Source organism: Arthrobacter methylotrophus, assembly GCF_039539965.1.
Classification (GTDB): domain Bacteria; phylum Actinomycetota; class Actinomycetes; order Actinomycetales; family Micrococcaceae; genus Arthrobacter; species Arthrobacter methylotrophus.
The window spans coordinates 22,501-42,905 of sequence record NZ_BAABED010000003.1; positions in this window are offsets into that span (position 1 = coordinate 22,501).

The following is a 20,405-nucleotide window of genomic DNA, read 5'->3' on the forward strand; positions in this document are numbered from 1 at the left end:
AAAAAAAAAAAAAAAAAAAAAAAAAAAAAAAAAAAAAAAAAAAAAAAAAAAAAAAAAAAAAAAAAAAAAAAAAAAAAAAAAAAAAAAAAAAAAAAAAAAAAAAAAAAAAAAAAAAAAAAAAAAAAAAAAAAAAAAAAAAAAAAAAAAAAAAAAAAAAAAAAAAAAAAAAAAAAAAAAAAAAAAAAAAAAAAAAAAAAAAAAAAAAAAAAAAAAAAAAAAAAAAAAAAAAAAAAAAAAAAAAAAAAAAAAAAAAAAAAAAAAAAAAAAAAAAAAAAAAAAAAAAAAAAAAAAAAAAAAAAAAAAAAAAAAAAAAAAAAAAAAAAAAAAAAAAAAAAAAAAAAAAAAAAAAAAAAAAAAAAAAAAAAAAAAAAAAAAAAAAAAAAAAAAAAAAAAAAAAAAAAAAAAAAAAAAAAAAAAAAAAAAAAAAAAAAAAAAAAAAAAAAAAAAAAAAAAAAAAAAAAAAAAAAAAAAAAAAAAAAAAAAAAAAAAAAAAAAAAAAAAAAAAAAAAAAAAAAAAAAAAAAAAAAAAAAAAAAAAAAAAAAAAAAAAAAAAAAAAAAAAAAAAAAAAAAAAAAAAAAAAAAAAAAAAAAAAAAAAAAAAAAAAAAAAAAAAAAAAAAAAAAAAAAAAAAAAAAAAAAAAAAAAAAAAAAAAAAAAAAAAAAAAAAAAAAAAAAAAAAAAAAAAAAAAAAAAAAAAAAAAAAAAAAAAAAAAAAAAAAAAAAAAAAAAAAAAAAAAAAAAAAAAAAAAAAAAAAAAAAAAAAAAAAAAAAAAAAAAAAAAAAAAAAAAAAAAAAAAAAAAAAAAAAAAAAAAAAAAAAAAAAAAAAAAAAAAAAAAAAAAAAAAAAAAAAAAAAAAAAAAAAAAAAAAAAAAAAAAAAAAAAAAAAAAAAAAAAAAAAAAAAAAAAAAAAAAAAAAAAAAAAAAAAAAAAAAAAAAAAAAAAAAAAAAAAAAAAAAAAAAAAAAAAAAAAAAAAAAAAAAAAAAAAAAAAAAAAAAAAAAAAAAAAAAAAAAAAAAAAAAAAAAAAAAAAAAAAAAAAAAAAAAAAAAAAAAAAAAAAAAAAAAAAAAAAAAAAAAAAAAAAAAAAAAAAAAAAAAAAAAAAAAAAAAAAAAAAAAAAAAAAAAAAAAAAAAAAAAAAAAAAAAAAAAAAAAAAAAAAAAAAAAAAAAAAAAAAAAAAAAAAAAAAAAAAAAAAAAAAAAAAAAAAAAAAAAAAAAAAAAAAAAAAAAAAAAAAAAAAAAAAAAAAAAAAAAAAAAAAAAAAAAAAAAAAAAAAAAAAAAAAAAAAAAAAAAAAAAAAAAAAAAAAAAAAAAAAAAAAAAAAAAAAAAAAAAAAAAAAAAAAAAAAAAAAAAAAAAAAAAAAAAAAAAAAAAAAAAAAAAAAAAAAAAAAAAAAAAAAAAAAAAACAAAAAAAAAAAAAAAAAAAAAAAAAAAAAAAAAAAAAAAAAAAAAAAAAAAAAAAAAAAAAAAAAAAAAAAAAAAAAAAAAAAAAAAAAAAAAAAAAAAAAAAAAAAAAAAAAAAAAAAAAAAAAAAAAAAAAAAAAAAAAAAAAAAAAAAAAAAAAAAAAAAAAAAAAAAAAAAAAAAAAAAAAAAAAAAAAAAAAAAAAAAAAAAAAAAAAAAAAAAAAAAAAAAAAAAAAAAAAAAAAAAAAAAAAAAAAAAAAAAAAAAAAAAAAAAAAAAAAAAAAAAAAAAAAAAAAAAAAAAAAAAAAAAAAAAAAAAAAAAAAAAAAAAAAAAAAAAAAAAAAAAAAAAAAAAAAAAAAAAAAAAAAAAAAAAAAAAAAAAAAAAAAAAAAAAAAAAAAAAAAAAAAAAAAAAAAAAAAAAAAAAAAAAAAAAAAAAAAAAAAAAAAAAAAAAAAAAAAAAAAAAAAAAAAAAAAAAAAAAAAAAAAAAAAAAAAAAAAAAAAAAAAAAAAAAAAAAAAAAAAAAAAAAAAAAAAAAAAAAAAAAAAAAAAAAAAAAAAAAAAAAAAAAAAAAAAAAAAAAAAAAAAAAAAAAAAAAAAAAAAAAAAAAAAAAAAAAAAAAAAAAAAAAAAAAAAAAAAAAAAAAAAAAAAAAAAAAAAAAAAAAAAAAAAAAAAAAAAAAAAAAAAAAAAAAAAAAAAAAAAAAAAAAAAAAAAAAAAAAAAAAAAAAAAAAAAAAAAAAAAAAAAAAAAAAAAAAAAAAAAAAAAAAAAAAAAAAAAAAAAAAAAAAAAAAAAAAAAAAAAAAAAAAAAAAAAAAAAAAAAAAAAAAAAAAAAAAAAAAAAAAAAAAAAAAAAAAAAAAAAAAAAAAAAAAAAAAAAAAAAAAAAAAAAAAAAAAAAAAAAAAAAAAAAAAAAAAAAAAAAAAAAAAAAAAAAAAAAAAAAAAAAAAAAAAAAAAAAAAAAAAAAAAAAAAAAAACAAAAAAAAAAAAAAAAAAAAAAAAAAAAAAAAAAAAAAAAAAAAAAAAAAAAAAAAAAAAAAAAAAAAAAAAAAAAAAAAAAAAAAAAAAAAAAAAAAAAAAAAAAAAAAAAAAAAAAAAAAAAAAAAAAAAAAAAAAAAAAAAAAAAAAAAAAAAAAAAAAAAAAAAAAAAAAAAAAAAAAAAAAAAAAAAAAAAAAAAAAAAAAAAAAAAAAAAAAAAAAAAAAAAAAAAAAAAAAAAAAAAAAAAAAAAAAAAAAAAAAAAAAAAAAAAAAAAAAAAAAAAAAAAAAAAAAAAAAAAAAAAAAAAAAAAAAAAAAAAAAAAAAAAAAAAAAAAAAAAAAAAAAAAAAAAAAAAAAAAAAAAAAAAAAAAAAAAAAAAAAAAAAAAAAAAAAAAAAAAAAAAAAAAAAAAAAAAAAAAAAAAAAAAAAAAAAAAAAAAAAAAAAAAAAAAAAAAAAAAAAAAAAAAAAAAAAAAAAAAAAAAAAAAAAAAAAAAAAAAAAAAAAAAAAAAAAAAAAAAAAAAAAAAAAAAAAAAAAAAAAAAAAAAAAAAAAAAAAAAAAAAAAAAAAAAAAAAAAAAAAAAAAAAAAAAAAAAAAAAAAAAAAAAAAAAAAAAAAAAAAAAAAAAAAAAAAAAAAAAAAAAAAAAAAAAAAAAAAAAAAAAAAAAAAAAAAAAAAAAAAAAAAAAAAAAAAAAAAAAAAAAAAAAAAAAAAAAAAAAAAAAAAAAAAAAAAAAAAAAAAAAAAAAAAAAAAAAAAAAAAAAAAAAAAAAAAAAAAAAAAAAAAAAAAAAAAAAAAAAAAAAAAAAAAAAAAAAAAAAAAAAAAAAAAAAAAAAAAAAAAAAAAAAAAAAAAAAAAAAAAAAAAAAAAAAAAAAAAAAAAAAAAAAAAAAAAAAAAAAAAAAAAAAAAAAAAAAAAAAAAAAAAAAAAAAAAAAAAAAAAAAAAAAAAAAAAAAAAAAAAAAAAAAAAAAAAAAAAAAAAAAAAAAAAAAAAAAAAAAAAAAAAAAAAAAAAAAAAAAAAAAAAAAAAAAAAAAAAAAAAAAAAAAAAAAAAAAAAAAAAAAAAAAAAAAAAAAAAAAAAAAAAAAAAAAAAAAAAAAAAAAAAAAAAAAAAAAAAAAAAAAAAAAAAAAAAAAAAAAAAAAAAAAAAAAAAAAAAAAAAAAAAAAAAAAAAAAAAAAAAAAAAAAAAAAAAAAAAAAAAAAAAAAAAAAAAAAAAAAAAAAAAAAAAAAAAAAAAAAAAAAAAAAAAAAAAAAAAAAAAAAAAAAAAAAAAAAAAAAAAAAAAAAAAAAAAAAAAAAAAAAAAAAAAAAAAAAAAAAAAAAAAAAAAAAAAAAAAAAAAAAAAAAAAAAAAAAAAAAAAAAAAAAAAAAAAAAAAAAAAAAAAAAAAAAAAAAAAAAAAAAAAAAAAAAAAAAAAAAAAAAAAAAAAAAAAAAAAAAAAAAAAAAAAAAAAAAAAAAAAAAAAAAAAAAAAAAAAAAAAAAAAAAAAAAAAAAAAAAAAAAAAAAAAAAAAAAAAAAAAAAAAAAAAAAAAAAAAAAAAAAAAAAAAAAAAAAAAAAAAAAAAAAAAAAAAAAAAAAAAAAAAAAAAAAAAAAAAAAAAAAAAAAAAAAAAAAAAAAAAAAAAAAAAAAAAAAAAAAAAAAAAAAAAAAAAAAAAAAAAAAAAAAAAAAAAAAAAAAAAAAAAAAAAAAAAAAAAAAAAAAAAAAAAAAAAAAAAAAAAAAAAAAAAAAAAAAAAAAAAAAAAAAAAAAAAAAAAAAAAAAAAAAAAAAAAAAAAAAAAAAAAAAAAAAAAAAAAAAAAAAAAAAAAAAAAAAAAAAAAAAAAAAAAAAAAAAAAAAAAAAAAAAAAAAAAAAAAAAAAAAAAAAAAAAAAAAAAAAAAAAAAAAAAAAAAAAAAAAAAAAAAAAAAAAAAAAAAAAAAAAAAAAAAAAAAAAAAAAAAAAAAAAAAAAAAAAAAAAAAAAAAAAAAAAAAAAAAAAAAAAAAAAAAAAAAAAAAAAAAAAAAAAAAAAAAAAAAAAAAAAAAAAAAAAAAAAAAAAAAAAAAAAAAAAAAAAAAAAAAAAAAAAAAAAAAAAAAAAAAAAAAAAAAAAAAAAAAAAAAAAAAAAAAAAAAAAAAAAAAAAAAAAAAAAAAAAAAAAAAAAAAAAAAAAAAAAAAAAAAAAAAAAAAAAAAAAAAAAAAAAAAAAAAAAAAAAAAAAAAAAAAAAAAAAAAAAAAAAAAAAAAAAAAAAAAAAAAAAAAAAAAAAAAAAAAAAAAAAAAAAAAAAAAAAAAAAAAAAAAAAAAAAAAAAAAAAAAAAAAAAAAAAAAAAAAAAAAAAAAAAAAAAAAAAAAAAAAAAAAAAAAAAAAAAAAAAAAAAAAAAAAAAAAAAAAAAAAAAAAAAAAAAAAAAAAAAAAAAAAAAAATAAAAAAAAAAAAAAAAAAAAAAAAAAAAAAAAAAAAAAAAAAAAAAAAAAAAAAAAAAAAAAAAAAAAAAAAAAAAAAAAAAAAAAAAAAAAAAAAAAAAAAAAAAAAAAAAAAAAAAAAAAAAAAAAAAAAAAAAAAAAAAAAAAAAAAAAAAAAAAAAAAAAAAAAAAAAAAAAAAAAAAAAAAAAAAAAAAAAAAAAAAAAAAAAAAAAAAAAAAAAAAAAAAAAAAAAAAAAAAAAAAAAAAAAAAAAAAAAAAAAAAAAAAAAAAAAAAAAAAAAAAAAAAAAAAAAAAAAAAAAAAAAAAAAAAAAAAAAAAAAAAAAAAAAAAAAAAAAAAAAAAAAAAAAAAAAAAAAAAAAAAAAAAAAAAAAAAAAAAAAAAAAAAAAAAAAAAAAAAAAAAAAAAAAAAAAAAAAAAAAAAAAAAAAAAAAAAAAAAAAAAAAAAAAAAAAAAAAAAAAAAAAAAAAAAAAAAAAAAAAAAAAAAAAAAAAAAAAAAAAAAAAAAAAAAAAAAAAAAAAAAAAAAAAAAAAAAAAAAAAAAAAAAAAAAAAAAAAAAAAAAAAAAAAAAAAAAAAAAAAAAAAAAAAAAAAAAAAAAAAAAAAAAAAAAAAAAAAAAAAAAAAAAAAAAAAAAAAAAAAAAAAAAAAAAAAAAAAAAAAAAAAAAAAAAAAAAAAAAAAAAAAAAAAAAAAAAAAAAAAAAAAAAAAAAAAAAAAAAAAAAAAAAAAAAAAAAAAAAAAAAAAAAAAAAAAAAAAAAAAAAAAAAAAAAAAAAAAAAAAAAAAAAAAAAAAAAAAAAAAAAAAAAAAAAAAAAAAAAAAAAAAAAAAAAAAAAAAATAAAAAAAAAAAAAAAAAAAAAAAAAAAAAAAAAAAAAAAAAAAAAAAAAAAAAAAAAAAAAAAAAAAAAAAAAAAAAAAAAAAAAAAAAAAAAAAAAAAAAAAAAAAAAAAAAAAAAAAAAAAAAAAAAAAAAAAAAAAAAAAAAAAAAAAAAAAAAAAAAAAAAAAAAAAAAAAAAAAAAAAAAAAAAAAAAAAAAAAAAAAAAAAAAAAAAAAAAAAAAAAAAAAAAAAAAAAAAAAAAAAAAAAAAAAAAAAAAAAAAAAAAAAAAAAAAAAAAAAAAAAAAAAAAAAAAAAAAAAAAAAAAAAAAAAAAAAAAAAAAAAAAAAAAAAAAAAAAAAAAAAAAAAAAAAAAAAAAAAAAAAAAAAAAAAAAAAAAAAAAAAAAAAAAAAAAAAAAAAAAAAAAAAAAAAAAAAAAAAAAAAAAAAAAAAAAAAAAAAAAAAAAAAAAAAAAAAAAAAAAAAAAAAAAAAAAAAAAAAAAAAAAAAAAAAAAAAAAAAAAAAAAAAAAAAAAAAAAAAAAAAAAAAAAAAAAAAAAAAACAAAAAAAAAAAAAAAAAAAAAAAAAAAAAAAAAAAAAAAAAAAAAAAAAAAAAAAAAAAAAAAAAAAAAAAAAAAAAAAAAAAAAAAAAAAAAAAAAAAAAAAAAAAAAAAAAAAAAAAAAAAAAAAAAAAAAAAAAAAAAAAAAAAAAAAAAAAAAAAAAAAAAAAAAAAAAAAAAAAAAAAAAAAAAAAAAAAAAAAAAAAAAAAAAAAAAAAAAAAAAAAAAAAAAAAAAAAAAAAAAAAAAAAAAAAAAAAAAAAAAAAAAAAAAAAAAAAAAAAAAAAAAAAAAAAAAAAAAAAAAAAAAAAAAAAAAAAAAAAAAAAAAAAAAAAAAAAAAAAAAAAAAAAAAAAAAAAAAAAAAAAAAAAAAAAAAAAAAAAAAAAAAAAAAAAAAAAAAAAAAAAAAAAAAAAAAAAAAAAAAAAAAAAAAAAAAAAAAAAAAAAAAAAAAAAAAAAAAAAAAAAAAAAAAAAAAAAAAAAAAAAAAAAAAAAAAAAAAAAAAAAAAAAAAAAAAAAAAAAAAAAAAAAAAAAAAAAAAAAAAAAAAAAAAAAAAAAAAAAAAAAAAAAAAAAAAAAAAAAAAAAAAAAAAAAAAAAAAAAAAAAAAAAAAAAAAAAAAAAAAAAAAAAAAAAAAAAAAAAAAAAAAAAAAAAAAAAAAAAAAAAAAAAAAAAAAAAAAAAAAAAAAAAAAAAAAAAAAAAAAAAAAAAAAAAAAAAAAAAAAAAAAAAAAAAAAAAAAAAAAAAAAAAAAAAAAAAAAAAAAAAAAAAAAAAAAAAAAAAAAAAAAAAAAAAAAAAAAAAAAAAAAAAAAAAAAAAAAACAAAAAAAAAAAAAAAAAAAAAAAAAAAAAAAAAAAAAAAAAAAAAAAAAAAAAAAAAAAAAAAAAAAAAAAAAAAAAAAAAAAAAAAAAAAAAAAAAAAAAAAAAAAAAAAAAAAAAAAAAAAAAAAAAAAAAAAAAAAAAAAAAAAAAAAAAAAAAAAAAAAAAAAAAAAAAAAAAAAAAAAAAAAAAAAAAAAAAAAAAAAAAAAAAAAAAAAAAAAAAAAAAAAAAAAAAAAAAAAAAAAAAAAAAAAAAAAAAAAAAAAAAAAAAAAAAAAAAAAAAAAAAAAAAAAAAAAAAAAAAAAAAAAAAAAAAAAAAAAAAAAAAAAAAAAAAAAAAAAAAAAAAAAAAAAAAAAAAAAAAAAAAAAAAAAAAAAAAAAAAAAAAAAAAAAAAAAAAAAAAAAAAAAAAAAAAAAAAAAAAAAAAAAAAAAAAAAAAAAAAAAAAAAAAAAAAAAAAAAAAAAAAAAAAAAAAAAAAAAAAAAAAAAAAAAAAAAAAAAAAAAAAAAAAAAAAAAAAAAAAAAAAAAAAAAAAAAAAAAAAAAAAAAAAAAAAAAAAAAAAAAAAAAAAAAAAAAAAAAAAAAAAAAAAAAAAAAAAAAAAAAAAAAAAAAAAAAAAAAAAAAAAAAAAAAAAAAAAAAAAAAAAAAAAAAAAAAAAAAAAAAAAAAAAAAAAAAAAAAAAAAAAAAAAAAAAAAAAAAAAAAAAAAAAAAAAAAAAAAAAAAAAAAAAAAAAAAAAAAAAAAAAAAAAAAAAAAAAAAAAAAAAAAAAAAAAAAAAAAAAAAAAAAAAAAAAAAAAAAAAAAAAAAAAAAAAAAAAAAAAAAAAAAAAAAAAAAAAAAAAAAAAAAAAAAAAAAAAAAAAAAAAAAAAAAAAAAAAAAAAAAAAAAAAAAAAAAAAAAAAAAAAAAAAAAAAAAAAAAAAAAAAAAAAAAAAAAAAAAAAAAAAAAAAAAAAAAAAAAAAAAAAAAAAAAAAAAAAAAAAAAAAAAAAAAAAAAAAAAAAAAAAAAAAAAAAAAAAAAAAAAAAAAAAAAAAAAAAAAAAAAAAAAAAAAAAAAAAAAAAAAAAAAAAAAAAAAAAAAAAAAAAAAAAAAAAAAAAAAAAAAAAAAAAAAAAAAAAAAAAAAAAAAAAAAAAAAAAAAAAAAAAAAAAAAAAAAAAAAAAAAAAAAAAAAAAAAAAAAAAAAAAAAAAAAAAAAAAAAAAAAAAAAAAAAAAAAAAAAAAAAAAAAAAAAAAAAAAAAAAAAAAAAAAAAAAAAAAAAAAAAAAAAAAAAAAAAAAAAAAAAAAAAAAAAAAAAAAAAAAAAAAAAAAAAAAAAAAAAAAAAAAAAAAAAAAAAAAAAAAAAAAAAAAAAAAAAAAAAAAAAAAAAAAAAAAAAAAATAAAAAAAAAAAAAAAAAAAAAAAAAAAAAAAAAAAAAAAAAAAAAAAAAAAAAAAAAAAAAAAAAAAAAAAAAAAAAAAAAAAAAAAAAAAAAAAAAAAAAAAAAAAAAAAAAAAAAAAAAAAAAAAAAAAAAAAAAAAAAAAAAAAAAAAAAAAAAAAAAAAAAAAAAAAAAAAAAAAAAAAAAAAAAAAAAAAAAAAAAAAAAAAAAAAAAAAAAAAAAAAAAAAAAAAAAAAAAAAAAAAAAAAAAAAAAAAAAAAAAAAAAAAAAAAAAAAAAAAAAAAAAAAAAAAAAAAAAAAAAAAAAAAAAAAAAAAAAAAAAAAAAAAAAAAAAAAAAAAAAAAAAAAAAAAAAAAAAAAAAAAAAAAAAAAAAAAAAAAAAAAAAAAAAAAAAAAAAAAAAAAAAAAAAAAAAAAAAAAAAAAAAAAAAAAAAAAAAAAAAAAAAAAAAAAAAAAAAAAAAAAAAAAAAAAAAAAAAAAAAAAAAAAAAAAAAAAAAAAAAAAAAAAAAAAAAAAAAAAAAAAAAAAAAAAAAAAAAAAAAAAAAAAAAAAAAAAAAAAAAAAAAAAAAAAAAAAAAAAAAAAAAAAAAAAAAAAAAAAAAAAAAAAAAAAAAAAAAAAAAAAAAAAAAAAAAAAAAAAAAAAAAAAAAAAAAAAAAAAAAAAAAAAAAAAAAAAAAAAAAAAAAAAAAAAAAAAAAAAAAAAAAAAAAAAAAAAAAAAAAAAAAAAAAAAAAAAAAAAAAAAAAAAAAAAAAAAAAAAAAAAAAAAAAAAAAAAAAAAAAAAAAAAAAAAAAAAAAAAAAAAAAAAAAAAAAAAAAAAAAAAAAAAAAAAAAAAAAAAAAAAAAAAAAAAAAAAAAAAAAAAAAAAAAAAAAAAAAAAAAAAAAAAAAAAAAAAAAAAAAAAAAAAAAAAAAAAAAAAAAAAAAAAAAAAAAAAAAAAAAAAAAAAAAAAAAAAAAAAAAAAAAAAAAAAAAAAAAAAAAAAAAAAAAAAAAAAAAAAAAAAAAAAAAAAAAAAAAAAAAAAAAAAAAAAAAAAAAAAAAAAAAAAAAAAAAAAAAAAAAAAAAAAAAAAAAAAAAAAAAAAAAAAAAAAAAAAAAAAAAAAAAAAAAAAAAAAAAAAAAAAAAAAAAAAAAAAAAAAAAAAAAAAAAAAAAAAAAAAAAAAAAAAAAAAAAAAAAAAAAAAAAAAAAAAAAAAAAAAAAAAAAAAAAAAAAAAAAAAAAAAAAAAAAAAAAAAAAAAAAAAAAAAAAAAAAAAAAAAAAAAAAAAAAAAAAAAAAAAAAAAAAAAAAAAAAAAAAAAAAAAAAAAAAAAAAAAAAAAAAAAAAAAAAAAAAAAAAAAAAAAAAAAAAAAAAAAAAAAAAAAAAAAAAAAAAAAAAAAAAAAAAAAAAAAAAAAAAAAAAAAAAAAAAAAAAAAAAAAAAAAAAAAAAAAAAAAAAAAAAAAAAAAAAAAAAAAAAAAAAAAAAAAAAAAAAAAAAAAAAAAAAAAAAAAAAAAAAAAAAAAAAAAAAAAAAAAAAAAAAAAAAAAAAAAAAAAAAAAAAAAAAAAAAAAAAAAAAAAAAAAAAAAAAAAAAAAAAAAAAAAAAAAAAAAAAAAAAAAAAAAAAAAAAAAAAAAAAAAAAAAAAAAAAAAAAAAAAAAAAAAAAAAAAAAAAAAAAAAAAAAAAAAAAAAAAAAAAAAAAAAAAAAAAAAAAAAAAAAAAAAAAAAAAAAAAAAAAAAAAAAAAAAAAAAAAAAAAAAAAAAAAAAAAAAAAAAAAAAAAAAAAAAAAAAAAAAAAAAAAAAAAAAAAAAAAAAAAAAAAAAAAAAAAAAAAAAAAAAAAAAAAAAAAAAAAAAAAAAAAAAAAAAAAAAAAAAAAAAAAAAAAAAAAAAAAAAAAAAAAAAAAAAAAAAAAAAAAAAAAAAAAAAAAAAAAAAAAAAAAAAAAAAAAAAAAAAAAAAAAAAAAAAAAAAAAAAAAAAAAAAAAAAAAAAAAAAAAAAAAAAAAAAAAAAAAAAAAAAAAAAAAAAAAAAAAAAAAAAAAAAAAAAAAAAAAAAAAAAAAAAAAAAAAAAAAAAAAAAAAAAAAAAAAAAAAAAAAAAAAAAAAAAAAAAAAAAAAAAAAAAAAAAAAAAAAAAAAAAAAAAAAAAAAAAAAAAAAAAAAAAAAAAAAAAAAAAAAAAAAAAAAAAAAAAAAAAAAAAAAAAAAAAAAAAAAAAAAAAAAAAAAAAAAAAAAAAAAAAAAAAAAAAAAAAAAAAAAAAAAAAAAAAAAAAAAAAAAAAAAAAAAAAAAAAAAAAAAAAAAAAAAAAAAAAAAAAAAAAAAAAAAAAAAAAAAAAAAAAAAAAAAAAAAAAAAAAAAAAAAAAAAAAAAAAAAAAAAAAAAAAAAAAAAAAAAAAAAAAAAAAAAAAAAAAAAAAAAAAAAAAAAAAAAAAAAAAAAAAAAAAAAAAAAAAAAAAAAAAAAAAAAAAAAAAAAAAAAAAAAAAAAAAAAAAAAAAAAAAAAAAAAAAAAAAAAAAAAAAAAAAAAAAAAAAAAAAAAAAAAAAAAAAAAAAAAAAAAAAAAAAAAAAAAAAAAAAAAAAAAAAAAAAAAAAAAAAAAAAAAAAAAAAAAAAAAAAAAAAAAAAAAAAAAAAAAAAAAAAAAAAAAAAAAAAAAAAAAAAAAAAAAAAAAAAAAAAAAAAAAAAAAAAAAAAAAAAAAAAAAAAAAAAAAAAAAAAAAAAAAAAAAAAAAAAAAAAAAAAAAAAAAAAAAAAAAAAAAAAAAAAAAAAAAAAAAAAAAAAAAAAAAAAAAAAAAAAAAAAAAAAAAAAAAAAAAAAAAAAAAAAAAAAAAAAAAAAAAAAAAAAAAAAAAAAAAAAAAAAAAAAAAAAAAAAAAAAAAAAAAAAAAAAAAAAAAAAAAAAAAAAAAAAAAAAAAAAAAAAAAAAAAAAAAAAAAAAAAAAAAAAAAAAAAAAAAAAAAAAAAAAAAAAAAAAAAAAAAAAAAAAAAAAAAAAAAAAAAAAAAAAAAAAAAAAAAAAAAAAAAAAAAAAAAAAAAAAAAAAAAAAAAAAAAAAAAAAAAAAAAAAAAAAAAAAAAAAAAAAAAAAAAAAAAAAAAAAAAAAAAAAAAAAAAAAAAAAAAAAAAAAAAAAAAAAAAAAAAAAAAAAAAAAAAAAAAAAAAAAAAAAAAAAAAAAAAAAAAAAAAAAAAAAAAAAAAAAAAAAAAAAAAAAAAAAAAAAAAAAAAAAAAAAAAAAAAAAAAAAAAAAAAAAAAAAAAAAAAAAAAAAAAAAAAAAAAAAAAAAAAAAAAAAAAAAAAAAAAAAAAAAAAAAAAAAAAAAAAAAAAAAAAAAAAAAAAAAAAAAAAAAAAAAAAAAAAAAAAAAAAAAAAAAAAAAAAAAAAAAAAAAAAAAAAAAAAAAAAAAAAAAAAAAAAAAAAAAAAAAAAAAAAAAAAAAAAAAAAAAAAAAAAAAAAAAAAAAAAAAAAAAAAAAAAAAAAAAAAAAAAAAAAAAAAAAAAAAAAAAAAAAAAAAAAAAAAAAAAAAAAAAAAAAAAAAAAAAAAAAAAAAAAAAAAAAAAAAAAAAAAAAAAAAAAAAAAAAAAAAAAAAAAAAAAAAAAAAAAAAAAAAAAAAAAAAAAAAAAAAAAAAAAAAAAAAAAAAAAAAAAAAAAAAAAAAAAAAAAAAAAAAAAAAAAAAAAAAAAAAAAAAAAAAAAAAAAAAAAAAAAAAAAAAAAAAAAAAAAAAAAAAAAAAAAAAAAAAAAAAAAAAAAAAAAAAAAAAAAAAAAAAAAAAAAAAAAAAAAAAAAAAAAAAAAAAAAAAAAAAAAAAAAAAAAAAAAAAAAAAAAAAAAAAAAAAAAAAAAAAAAAAAAAAAAAAAAAAAAAAAAAAAAAAAAAAAAAAAAAAAAAAAAAAAAAAAAAAAAAAAAAAAAAAAAAAAAAAAAAAAAAAAAAAAAAAAAAAAAAAAAAAAAAAAAAAAAAAAAAAAAAAAAAAAAAAAAAAAAAAAAAAAAAAAAAAAAAAAAAAAAAAAAAAAAAAAAAAAAAAAAAAAAAAAAAAAAAAAAAAAAAAAAAAAAAAAAAAAAAAAAAAAAAAAAAAAAAAAAAAAAAAAAAAAAAAAAAAAAAAAAAAAAAAAAAAAAAAAAAAAAAAAAAAAAAAAAAAAAAAAAAAAAAAAAAAAAAAAAAAAAAAAAAAAAAAAAAAAAAAAAAAAAAAAAAAAAAAAAAAAAAAAAAAAAAAAAAAAAAAAAAAAAAAAAAAAAAAAAAAAAAAAAAAAAAAAAAAAAAAAAAAAAAAAAAAAAAAAAAAAAAAAAAAAAAAAAAAAAAAAAAAAAAAAAAAAAAAAAAAAAAAAAAAAAAAAAAAAAAAAAAAAAAAAAAAAAAAAAAAAAAAAAAAAAAAAAAAAAAAAAAAAAAAAAAAAAAAAAAAAAAAAAAAAAAAAAAAAAAAAAAAAAAAAAAAAAAAAAAAAAAAAAAAAAAAAAAAAAAAAAAAAAAAAAAAAAAAAAAAAAAAAAAAAAAAAAAAAAAAAAAAAAAAAAAAAAAAAAAAAAAAAAAAAAAAAAAAAAAAAAAAAAAAAAAAAAAAAAAAAAAAAAAAAAAAAAAAAAAAAAAAAAAAAAAAAAAAAAAAAAAAAAAAAAAAAAAAAAAAAAAAAAAAAAAAAAAAAAAAAAAAAAAAAAAAAAAAAAAAAAAAAAAAAAAAAAAAAAAAAAAAAAAAAAAAAAAAAAAAAAAAAAAAAAAAAAAAAAAAAAAAAAAAAAAAAAAAAAAAAAAAAAAAAAAAAAAAAAAAAAAAAAAAAAAAAAAAAAAAAAAAAAAAAAAAAAAAAAAAAAAAAAAAAAAAAAAAAAAAAAAAAAAAAAAAAAAAAAAAAAAAAAAAAAAAAAAAAAAAAAAAAAAAAAAAAAAAAAAAAAAAAAAAAAAAAAAAAAAAAAAAAAAAAAAAAAAAAAAAAAAAAAAAAAAAAAAAAAAAAAAAAAAAAAAAAAAAAAAAAAAAAAAAAAAAAAAAAAAAAAAAAAAAAAAAAAAAAAAAAAAAAAAAAAAAAAAAAAAAAAAAAAAAAAAAAAAAAAAAAAAAAAAAAAAAAAAAAAAAAAAAAAAAAAAAAAAAAAAAAAAAAAAAAAAAAAAAAAAAAAAAAAAAAAAAAAAAAAAAAAAAAAAAAAAAAAAAAAAAAAAAAAAAAAAAAAAAAAAAAAAAAAAAAAAAAAAAAAAAAAAAAAAAAAAAAAAAAAAAAAAAAAAAAAAAAAAAAAAAAAAAAAAAAAAAAAAAAAAAAAAAAAAAAAAAAAAAAAAAAAAAAAAAAAAAAAAAAAAAAAAAAAAAAAAAAAAAAAAAAAAAAAAAAAAAAAAAAAAAAAAAAAAAAAAAAAAAAAAAAAAAAAAAAAAAAAAAAAAAAAAAAAAAAAAAAAAAAAAAAAAAAAAAAAAAAAAAAAAAAAAAAAAAAAAAAAAAAAAAAAAAAAAAAAAAAAAAAAAAAAAAAAAAAAAAAAAAAAAAAAAAAAAAAAAAAAAAAAAAAAAAAAAAAAAAAAAAAAAAAAAAAAAAAAAAAAAAAAAAAAAAAAAAAAAAAAAAAAAAAAAAAAAAAAAAAAAAAAAAAAAAAAAAAAAAAAAAAAAAAAAAAAAAAAAAAAAAAAAAAAAAAAAAAAAAAAAAAAAAAAAAAAAAAAAAAAAAAAAAAAAAAAAAAAAAAAAAAAAAAAAAAAAAAAAAAAAAAAAAAAAAAAAAAAAAAAAAAAAAAAAAAAAAAAAAAAAAAAAAAAAAAAAAAAAAAAAAAAAAAAAAAAAAAAAAAAAAAAAAAAAAAAAAAAAAAAAAAAAAAAAAAAAAAAAAAAAAAAAAAAAAAAAAAAAAAAAAAAAAAAAAAAAAAAAAAAAAAAAAAAAAAAAAAAAAAAAAAAAAAAAAAAAAAAAAAAAAAAAAAAAAAAAAAAAAAAAAAAAAAAAAAAAAAAAAAAAAAAAAAAAAAAAAAAAAAAAAAAAAAAAAAAAAAAAAAAAAAAAAAAAAAAAAAAAAAAAAAAAAAAAAAAAAAAAAAAAAAAAAAAAAAAAAAAAAAAAAAAAAAAAAAAAAAAAAAAAAAAAAAAAAAAAAAAAAAAAAAAAAAAAAAAAAAAAAAAAAAAAAAAAAAAAAAAAAAAAAAAAAAAAAAAAAAAAAAAAAAAAAAAAAAAAAAAAAAAAAAAAAAAAAAAAAAAAAAAAAAAAAAAAAAAAAAAAAAAAAAAAAAAAAAAAAAAAAAAAAAAAAAAAAAAAAAAAAAAAAAAAAAAAAAAAAAAAAAAAAAAAAAAAAAAAAAAAAAAAAAAAAAAAAAAAAAAAAAAAAAAAAAAAAAAAAAAAAAAAAAAAAAAAAAAAAAAAAAAAAAAAAAAAAAAAAAAAAAAAAAAAAAAAAAAAAAAAAAAAAAAAAAAAAAAAAAAAAAAAAAAAAAAAAAAAAAAAAAAAAAAAAAAAAAAAAAAAAAAAAAAAAAAAAAAAAAAAAAAAAAAAAAAAAAAAAAAAAAAAAAAAAAAAAAAAAAAAAAAAAAAAAAAAAAAAATAAAAAAAAAAAAAAAAAAAAAAAAAAAAAAAAAAAAAAAAAAAAAAAAAAAAAAAAAAAAAAAAAAAAAAAAAAAAAAAAAAAAAAAAAAAAAAAAAAAAAAAAAAAAAAAAAAAAAAAAAAAAAAAAAAAAAAAAAAAAAAAAAAAAAAAAAAAAAAAAAAAAAAAAAAAAAAAAAAAAAAAAAAAAAAAAAAAAAAAAAAAAAAAAAAAAAAAAAAAAAAAAAAAAAAAAAAAAAAAAAAAAAAAAAAAAAAAAAAAAAAAAAAAAAAAAAAAAAAAAAAAAAAAAAAAAAAAAAAAAAAAAAAAAAAAAAAAAAAAAAAAAAAAAAAAAAAAAAAAAAAAAAAAAAAAAAAAAAAAAAAAAAAAAAAAAAAAAAAAAAAAAAAAAAAAAAAAAAAAAAAAAAAAAAAAAAAAAAAAAAAAAAAAAAAAAAAAAAAAAAAAAAAAAAAAAAAAAAAAAAAAAAAAAAAAAAAAAAAAAAAAAAAAAAAAAAAAAAAAAAAAAAAAAAAAAAAAAAAAAAAAAAAAAAAAAAAAAAAAAAAAAAAAAAAAAAAAAAAAAAAAAAAAAAAAAAAAAAAAAAAAAAAAAAAAAAAAAAAAAAAAAAAAAAAAAAAAAAAAAAAAAAAAAAAAAAAAAAAAAAAAAAAAAAAAAAAAAAAAAAAAAAAAAAAAAAAAAAAAAAAAAAAAAAAAAAAAAAAAAAAAAAAAAAAAAAAAAAAAAAAAAAAAAAAAAAAAAAAAAAAAAAAAAAAAAAAAAAAAAAAAAAAAAAAAAAAAAAAAAAAAAAAAAAAAAAAAAAAAAAAAAAAAAAAAAAAAAAAAAAAAAAAAAAAAAAAAAAAAAAAAAAAAAAAAAAAAAAAAAAAAAAAAAAAAAAAAAAAAAAAAAAAAAAAAAAAAAAAAAAAAAAAAAAAAAAAAAAAAAAAAAAAAAAAAAAAAAAAAAAAAAAAAAAAAAAAAAAAAAAAAAAAAAAAAAAAAAAAAAAAAAAAAAAAAAAAAAAAAAAAAAAAAAAAAAAAAAAAAAAAAAAAAAAAAAAAAAAAAAAAAAAAAAAAAAAAAAAAAAAAAAAAAAAAAAAAAAAAAAAAAAAAAAAAAAAAAAAAAAAAAAAAAAAAAAAAAAAAAAAAAAAAAAAAAAAAAAAAAAAAAAAAAAAAAAAAAAAAAAAAAAAAAAAAAAAAAAAAAAAAAAAAAAAAAAAAAAAAAAAAAAAAAAAAAAAAAAAAAAAAAAAAAAAAAAAAAAAAAAAAAAAAAAAAAAAAAAAAAAAAAAAAAAAAAAAAAAAAAAAAAAAAAAAAAAAAAAAAAAAAAAAAAAAAAAAAAAAAAAAAAAAAAAAAAAAAAAAAAAAAAAAAAAAAAAAAAAAAAAAAAAAAAAAAAAAAAAAAAAAAAAAAAAAAAAAAAAAAAAAAAAAAAAAAAAAAAAAAAAAAAAAAAAAAAAAAAAAAAAAAAAAAAAAAAAAAAAAAAAAAAAAAAAAAAAAAAAAAAAAAAAAAAAAAAAAAAAAAAAAAAAAAAAAAAAAAAAAAAAAAAAAAAAAAAAAAAAAAAAAAAAAAAAAAAAAAAAAAAAAAAAAAAAAAAAAAAAAAAAAAAAAAAAAAAAAAAAAAAAAAAAAAAAAAAAAAAAAAAAAAAAAAAAAAAAAAAAAAAAAAAAAAAAAAAAAAAAAAAAAAAAAAAAAAAAAAAAAAAAAAAAAAAAAAAAAAAAAAAAAAAAAAAAAAAAAAAAAAAAAAAAAAAAAAAAAAAAAAAAAAAAAAAAAAAAAAAAAAAAAAAAAAAAAAAAAAAAAAAAAAAAAAAAAAAAAAAAAAAAAAAAAAAAAAAAAAAAAAAAAAAAAAAAAAAAAAAAAAAAAAAAAAAAAAAAAAAAAAAAAAAAAAAAAAAAAAAAAAAAAAAAAAAAAAAAAAAAAAAAAAAAAAAAAAAAAAAAAAAAAAAAAAAAAAAAAAAAAAAAAAAAAAAAAAAAAAAAAAAAAAAAAAAAAAAAAAAAAAAAAAAAAAAAAAAAAAAAAAAAAAAAAAAAAAAAAAAAAAAAAAAAAAAAAAAAAAAAAAAAAAAAAAAAAAAAAAAAAAAAAAAAAAAAAAAAAAAAAAAAAAAAAAAAAAAAAAAAAAAAAAAAAAAAAAAAAAAAAAAAAAAAAAAAAAAAAAAAAAAAAAAAAAAAAAAAAAAAAAAAAAAAAAAAAAAAAAAAAAAAAAAAAAAAAAAAAAAAAAAAAAAAAAAAAAAAAAAAAAAAAAAAAAAAAAAAAAAAAAAAAAAAAAAAAAAAAAAAAAAAAAAAAAAAAAAAAAAAAAAAAAAAAAAAAAAAAAAAAAAAAAAAAAAAAAAAAAAAAAAAAAAAAAAAAAAAAAAAAAAAAAAAAAAAAAAAAAAAAAAAAAAAAAAAAAAAAAAAAAAAAAAAAAAAAAAAAAAAAAAAAAAAAAAAAAAAAAAAAAAAAAAAAAAAAAAAAAAAAAAAAAAAAAAAAAAAAAAAAAAAAAAAAAAAAAAAAAAAAAAAAAAAAAAAAAAAAAAAAAAAAAAAAAAAAAAAAAAAAAAAAAAAAAAAAAAAAAAAAAAAAAAAAAAAAAAAAAAAAAAAAAAAAAAAAAAAAAAAAAAAAAAAAAAAAAAAAAAAAAAAAAAAAAAAAAAAAAAAAAAAAAAAAAAAAAAAAAAAAAAAAAAAAAAAAAAAAAAAAAAAAAAAAAAAAAAAAAAAAAAAAAAAAAAAAAAAAAAAAAAAAAAAAAAAAAAAAAAAAAAAAAAAAAAAAAAAAAAAAAAAAAAAAAAAAAAAAAAAAAAAAAAAAAAAAAAAAAAAAAAAAAAAAAAAAAAAAAAAAAAAAAAAAAAAAAAAAAAAAAAAAAAAAAAAAAAAAAAAAAAAAAAAAAAAAAAAAAAAAAAAAAAAAAAAAAAAAAAAAAAAAAAAAAAAAAAAAAAAAAAAAAAAAAAAAAAAAAAAAAAAAAAAAAAAAAAAAAAAAAAAAAAAAAAAAAAAAAAAAAAAAAAAAAAAAAAAAAAAAAAAAAAAAAAAAAAAAAAAAAAAAAAAAAAAAAAAAAAAAAAAAAAAAAAAAAAAAAAAAAAAAAAAAAAAAAAAAAAAAAAAAAAAAAAAAAAAAAAAAAAAAAAAAAAAAAAAAAAAAAAAAAAAAAAAAAAAAAAAAAAAAAAAAAAAAAAAAAAAAAAAAAAAAAAAAAAAAAAAAAAAAAAAAAAAAAAAAAAAAAAAAAAAAAAAAAAAAAAAAAAAAAAAAAAAAAAAAAAAAAAAAAAAAAAAAAAAAAAAAAAAAAAAAAAAAAAAAAAAAAAAAAAAAAAAAAAAAAAAAAAAAAAAAAAAAAAAAAAAAAAAAAAAAAAAAAAAAAAAAAAAAAAAAAAAAAAAAAAAAAAAAAAAAAAAAAAAAAAAAAAAAAAAAAAAAAAAAAAAAAAAAAAAAAAAAAAAAAAAAAAAAAAAAAAAAAAAAAAAAAAAAAAAAAAAAAAAAAAAAAAAAAAAAAAAAAAAAAAAAAAAAAAAAAAAAAAAAAAAAAAAAAAAAAAAAAAAAAAAAAAAAAAAAAAAAAAAAAAAAAAAAAAAAAAAAAAAAAAAAAAAAAAAAAAAAAAAAAAAAAAAAAAAAAAAAAAAAAAAAAAAAAAAAAAAAAAAAAAAAAAAAAAAAAAAAAAAAAAAAAAAAAAAAAAAAAAAAAAAAAAAAAAAAAAAAAAAAAAAAAAAAAAAAAAAAAAAAAAAAAAAAAAAAAAAAAAAAAAAAAAAAAAAAAAAAAAAAAAAAAAAAAAAAAAAAAAAAAAAAAAAAAAAAAAAAAAAAAAAAAAAAAAAAAAAAAAAAAAAAAAAAAAAAAAAAAAAAAAAAAAAAAAAAAAAAAAAAAAAAAAAAAAAAAAAAAAAAAAAAAAAAAAAAAAAAAAAAAAAAAAAAAAAAAAAAAAAAAAAAAAACAAAAAAAAAAAAAAAAAAAAAAAAAAAAAAAAAAAAAAAAAAAAAAAAAAAAAAAAAAAAAAAAAAAAAAAAAAAAAAAAAAAAAAAAAAAAAAAAAAAAAAAAAAAAAAAAAAAAAAAAAAAAAAAAAAAAAAAAAAAAAAAAAAAAAAAAAAAAAAAAAAAAAAAAAAAAAAAAAAAAAAAAAAAAAAAAAAAAAAAAAAAAAAAAAAAAAAAAAAAAAAAAAAAAAAAAAAAAAAAAAAAAAAAAAAAAAAAAAAAAAAAAAAAAAAAAAAAAAAAAAAAAAAAAAAAAAAAAAAAAAAAAAAAAAAAAAAAAAAAAAAAAAAAAAAAAAAAAAAAAAAAAAAAAAAAAAAAAAAAAAAAAAAAAAAAAAAAAAAAAAAAAAAAAAAAAAAAAAAAAAAAAAAAAAAAAAAAAAAAAAAAAAAAAAAAAAAAAAAAAAAAAAAAAAAAAAAAAAAAAAAAAAAAAAAAAAAAAAAAAAAAAAAAAAAAAAAAAAAAAAAAAAAAAAAAAAAAAAAAAAAAAAAAAAAAAAAAAAAAAAAAAAAAAAAAAAAAAAAAAAAAAAAAAAAAAAAAAAAAAAAAAAAAAAAAAAAAAAAAAAAAAAAAAAAAAAAAAAAAAAAAAAAAAAAAAAAAAAAAAAAAAAAAAAAAAAAAAAAAAAAAAAAAAAAAAAAAAAAAAAAAAAAAAAAAAAAAAAAAAAAAAAAAAAAAAAAAAAAAAAAAAAAAAAAAAAAAAAAAAAAAAAAAAAAAAAAAAAAAAAAAAAAAAAAAAAAAAAAAAAAAAAAAAAAAAAAAAAAAAAAAAAAAAAAAAAAAAAAAAAAAAAAAAAAAAAAAAAAAAAAAAAAAAAAAAAAAAAAAAAAAAAAAAAAAAAAAAAAAAAAAAAAAAAAAAAAAAAAAAAAAAAAAAAAAAAAAAAAAAAAAAAAAAAAAAAAAAAAAAAAAAAAAAAAAAAAAAAAAAAAAAAAAAAAAAAAAAAAAAAAAAAAAAAAAAAAAAAAAAAAAAAAATAAAAAAAAAAAAAAAAAAAAAAAAAAAAAAAAAAAAAAAAAAAAAAAAAAAAAAAAAAAAAAAAAAAAAAAAAAAAAAAAAAAAAAAAAAAAAAAAAAAAAAAAAAAAAAAAAAAAAAAAAAAAAAAAAAAAAAAAAAAAAAAAAAAAAAAAAAAAAAAAAAAAAAAAAAAAAAAAAAAAAAAAAAAAAAAAAAAAAAAAAAAAAAAAAAAAAAAAAAAAAAAAAAAAAAAAAAAAAAAAAAAAAAAAAAAAAAAAAAAAAAAAAAAAAAAAAAAAAAAAAAAAAAAAAAAAAAAAAAAAAAAAAAAAAAAAAAAAAAAAAAAAAAAAAAAAAAAAAAAAAAAAAAAAAAAAAAAAAAAAAAAAAAAAAAAAAAAAAAAAAAAAAAAAAAAAAAAAAAAAAAAAAAAAAAAAAAAAAAAAAAAAAAAAAAAAAAAAAAAAAAAAAAAAAAAAAAAAAAAAAAAAAAAAAAAAAAAAAAAAAAAAAAAAAAAAAAAAAAAAAAAAAAAAAAAAAAAAAAAAAAAAAAAAAAAAAAAAAAAAAAAAAAAAAAAAAAAAAAAAAAAAAAAAAAAAAAAAAAAAAAAAAAAAAAAAAAAAAAAAAAAAAAAAAAAAAAAAAAAAAAAAAAAAAAAAAAAAAAAAAAAAAAAAAAAAAAAAAAAAAAAAAAAAAAAAAAAAAAAAA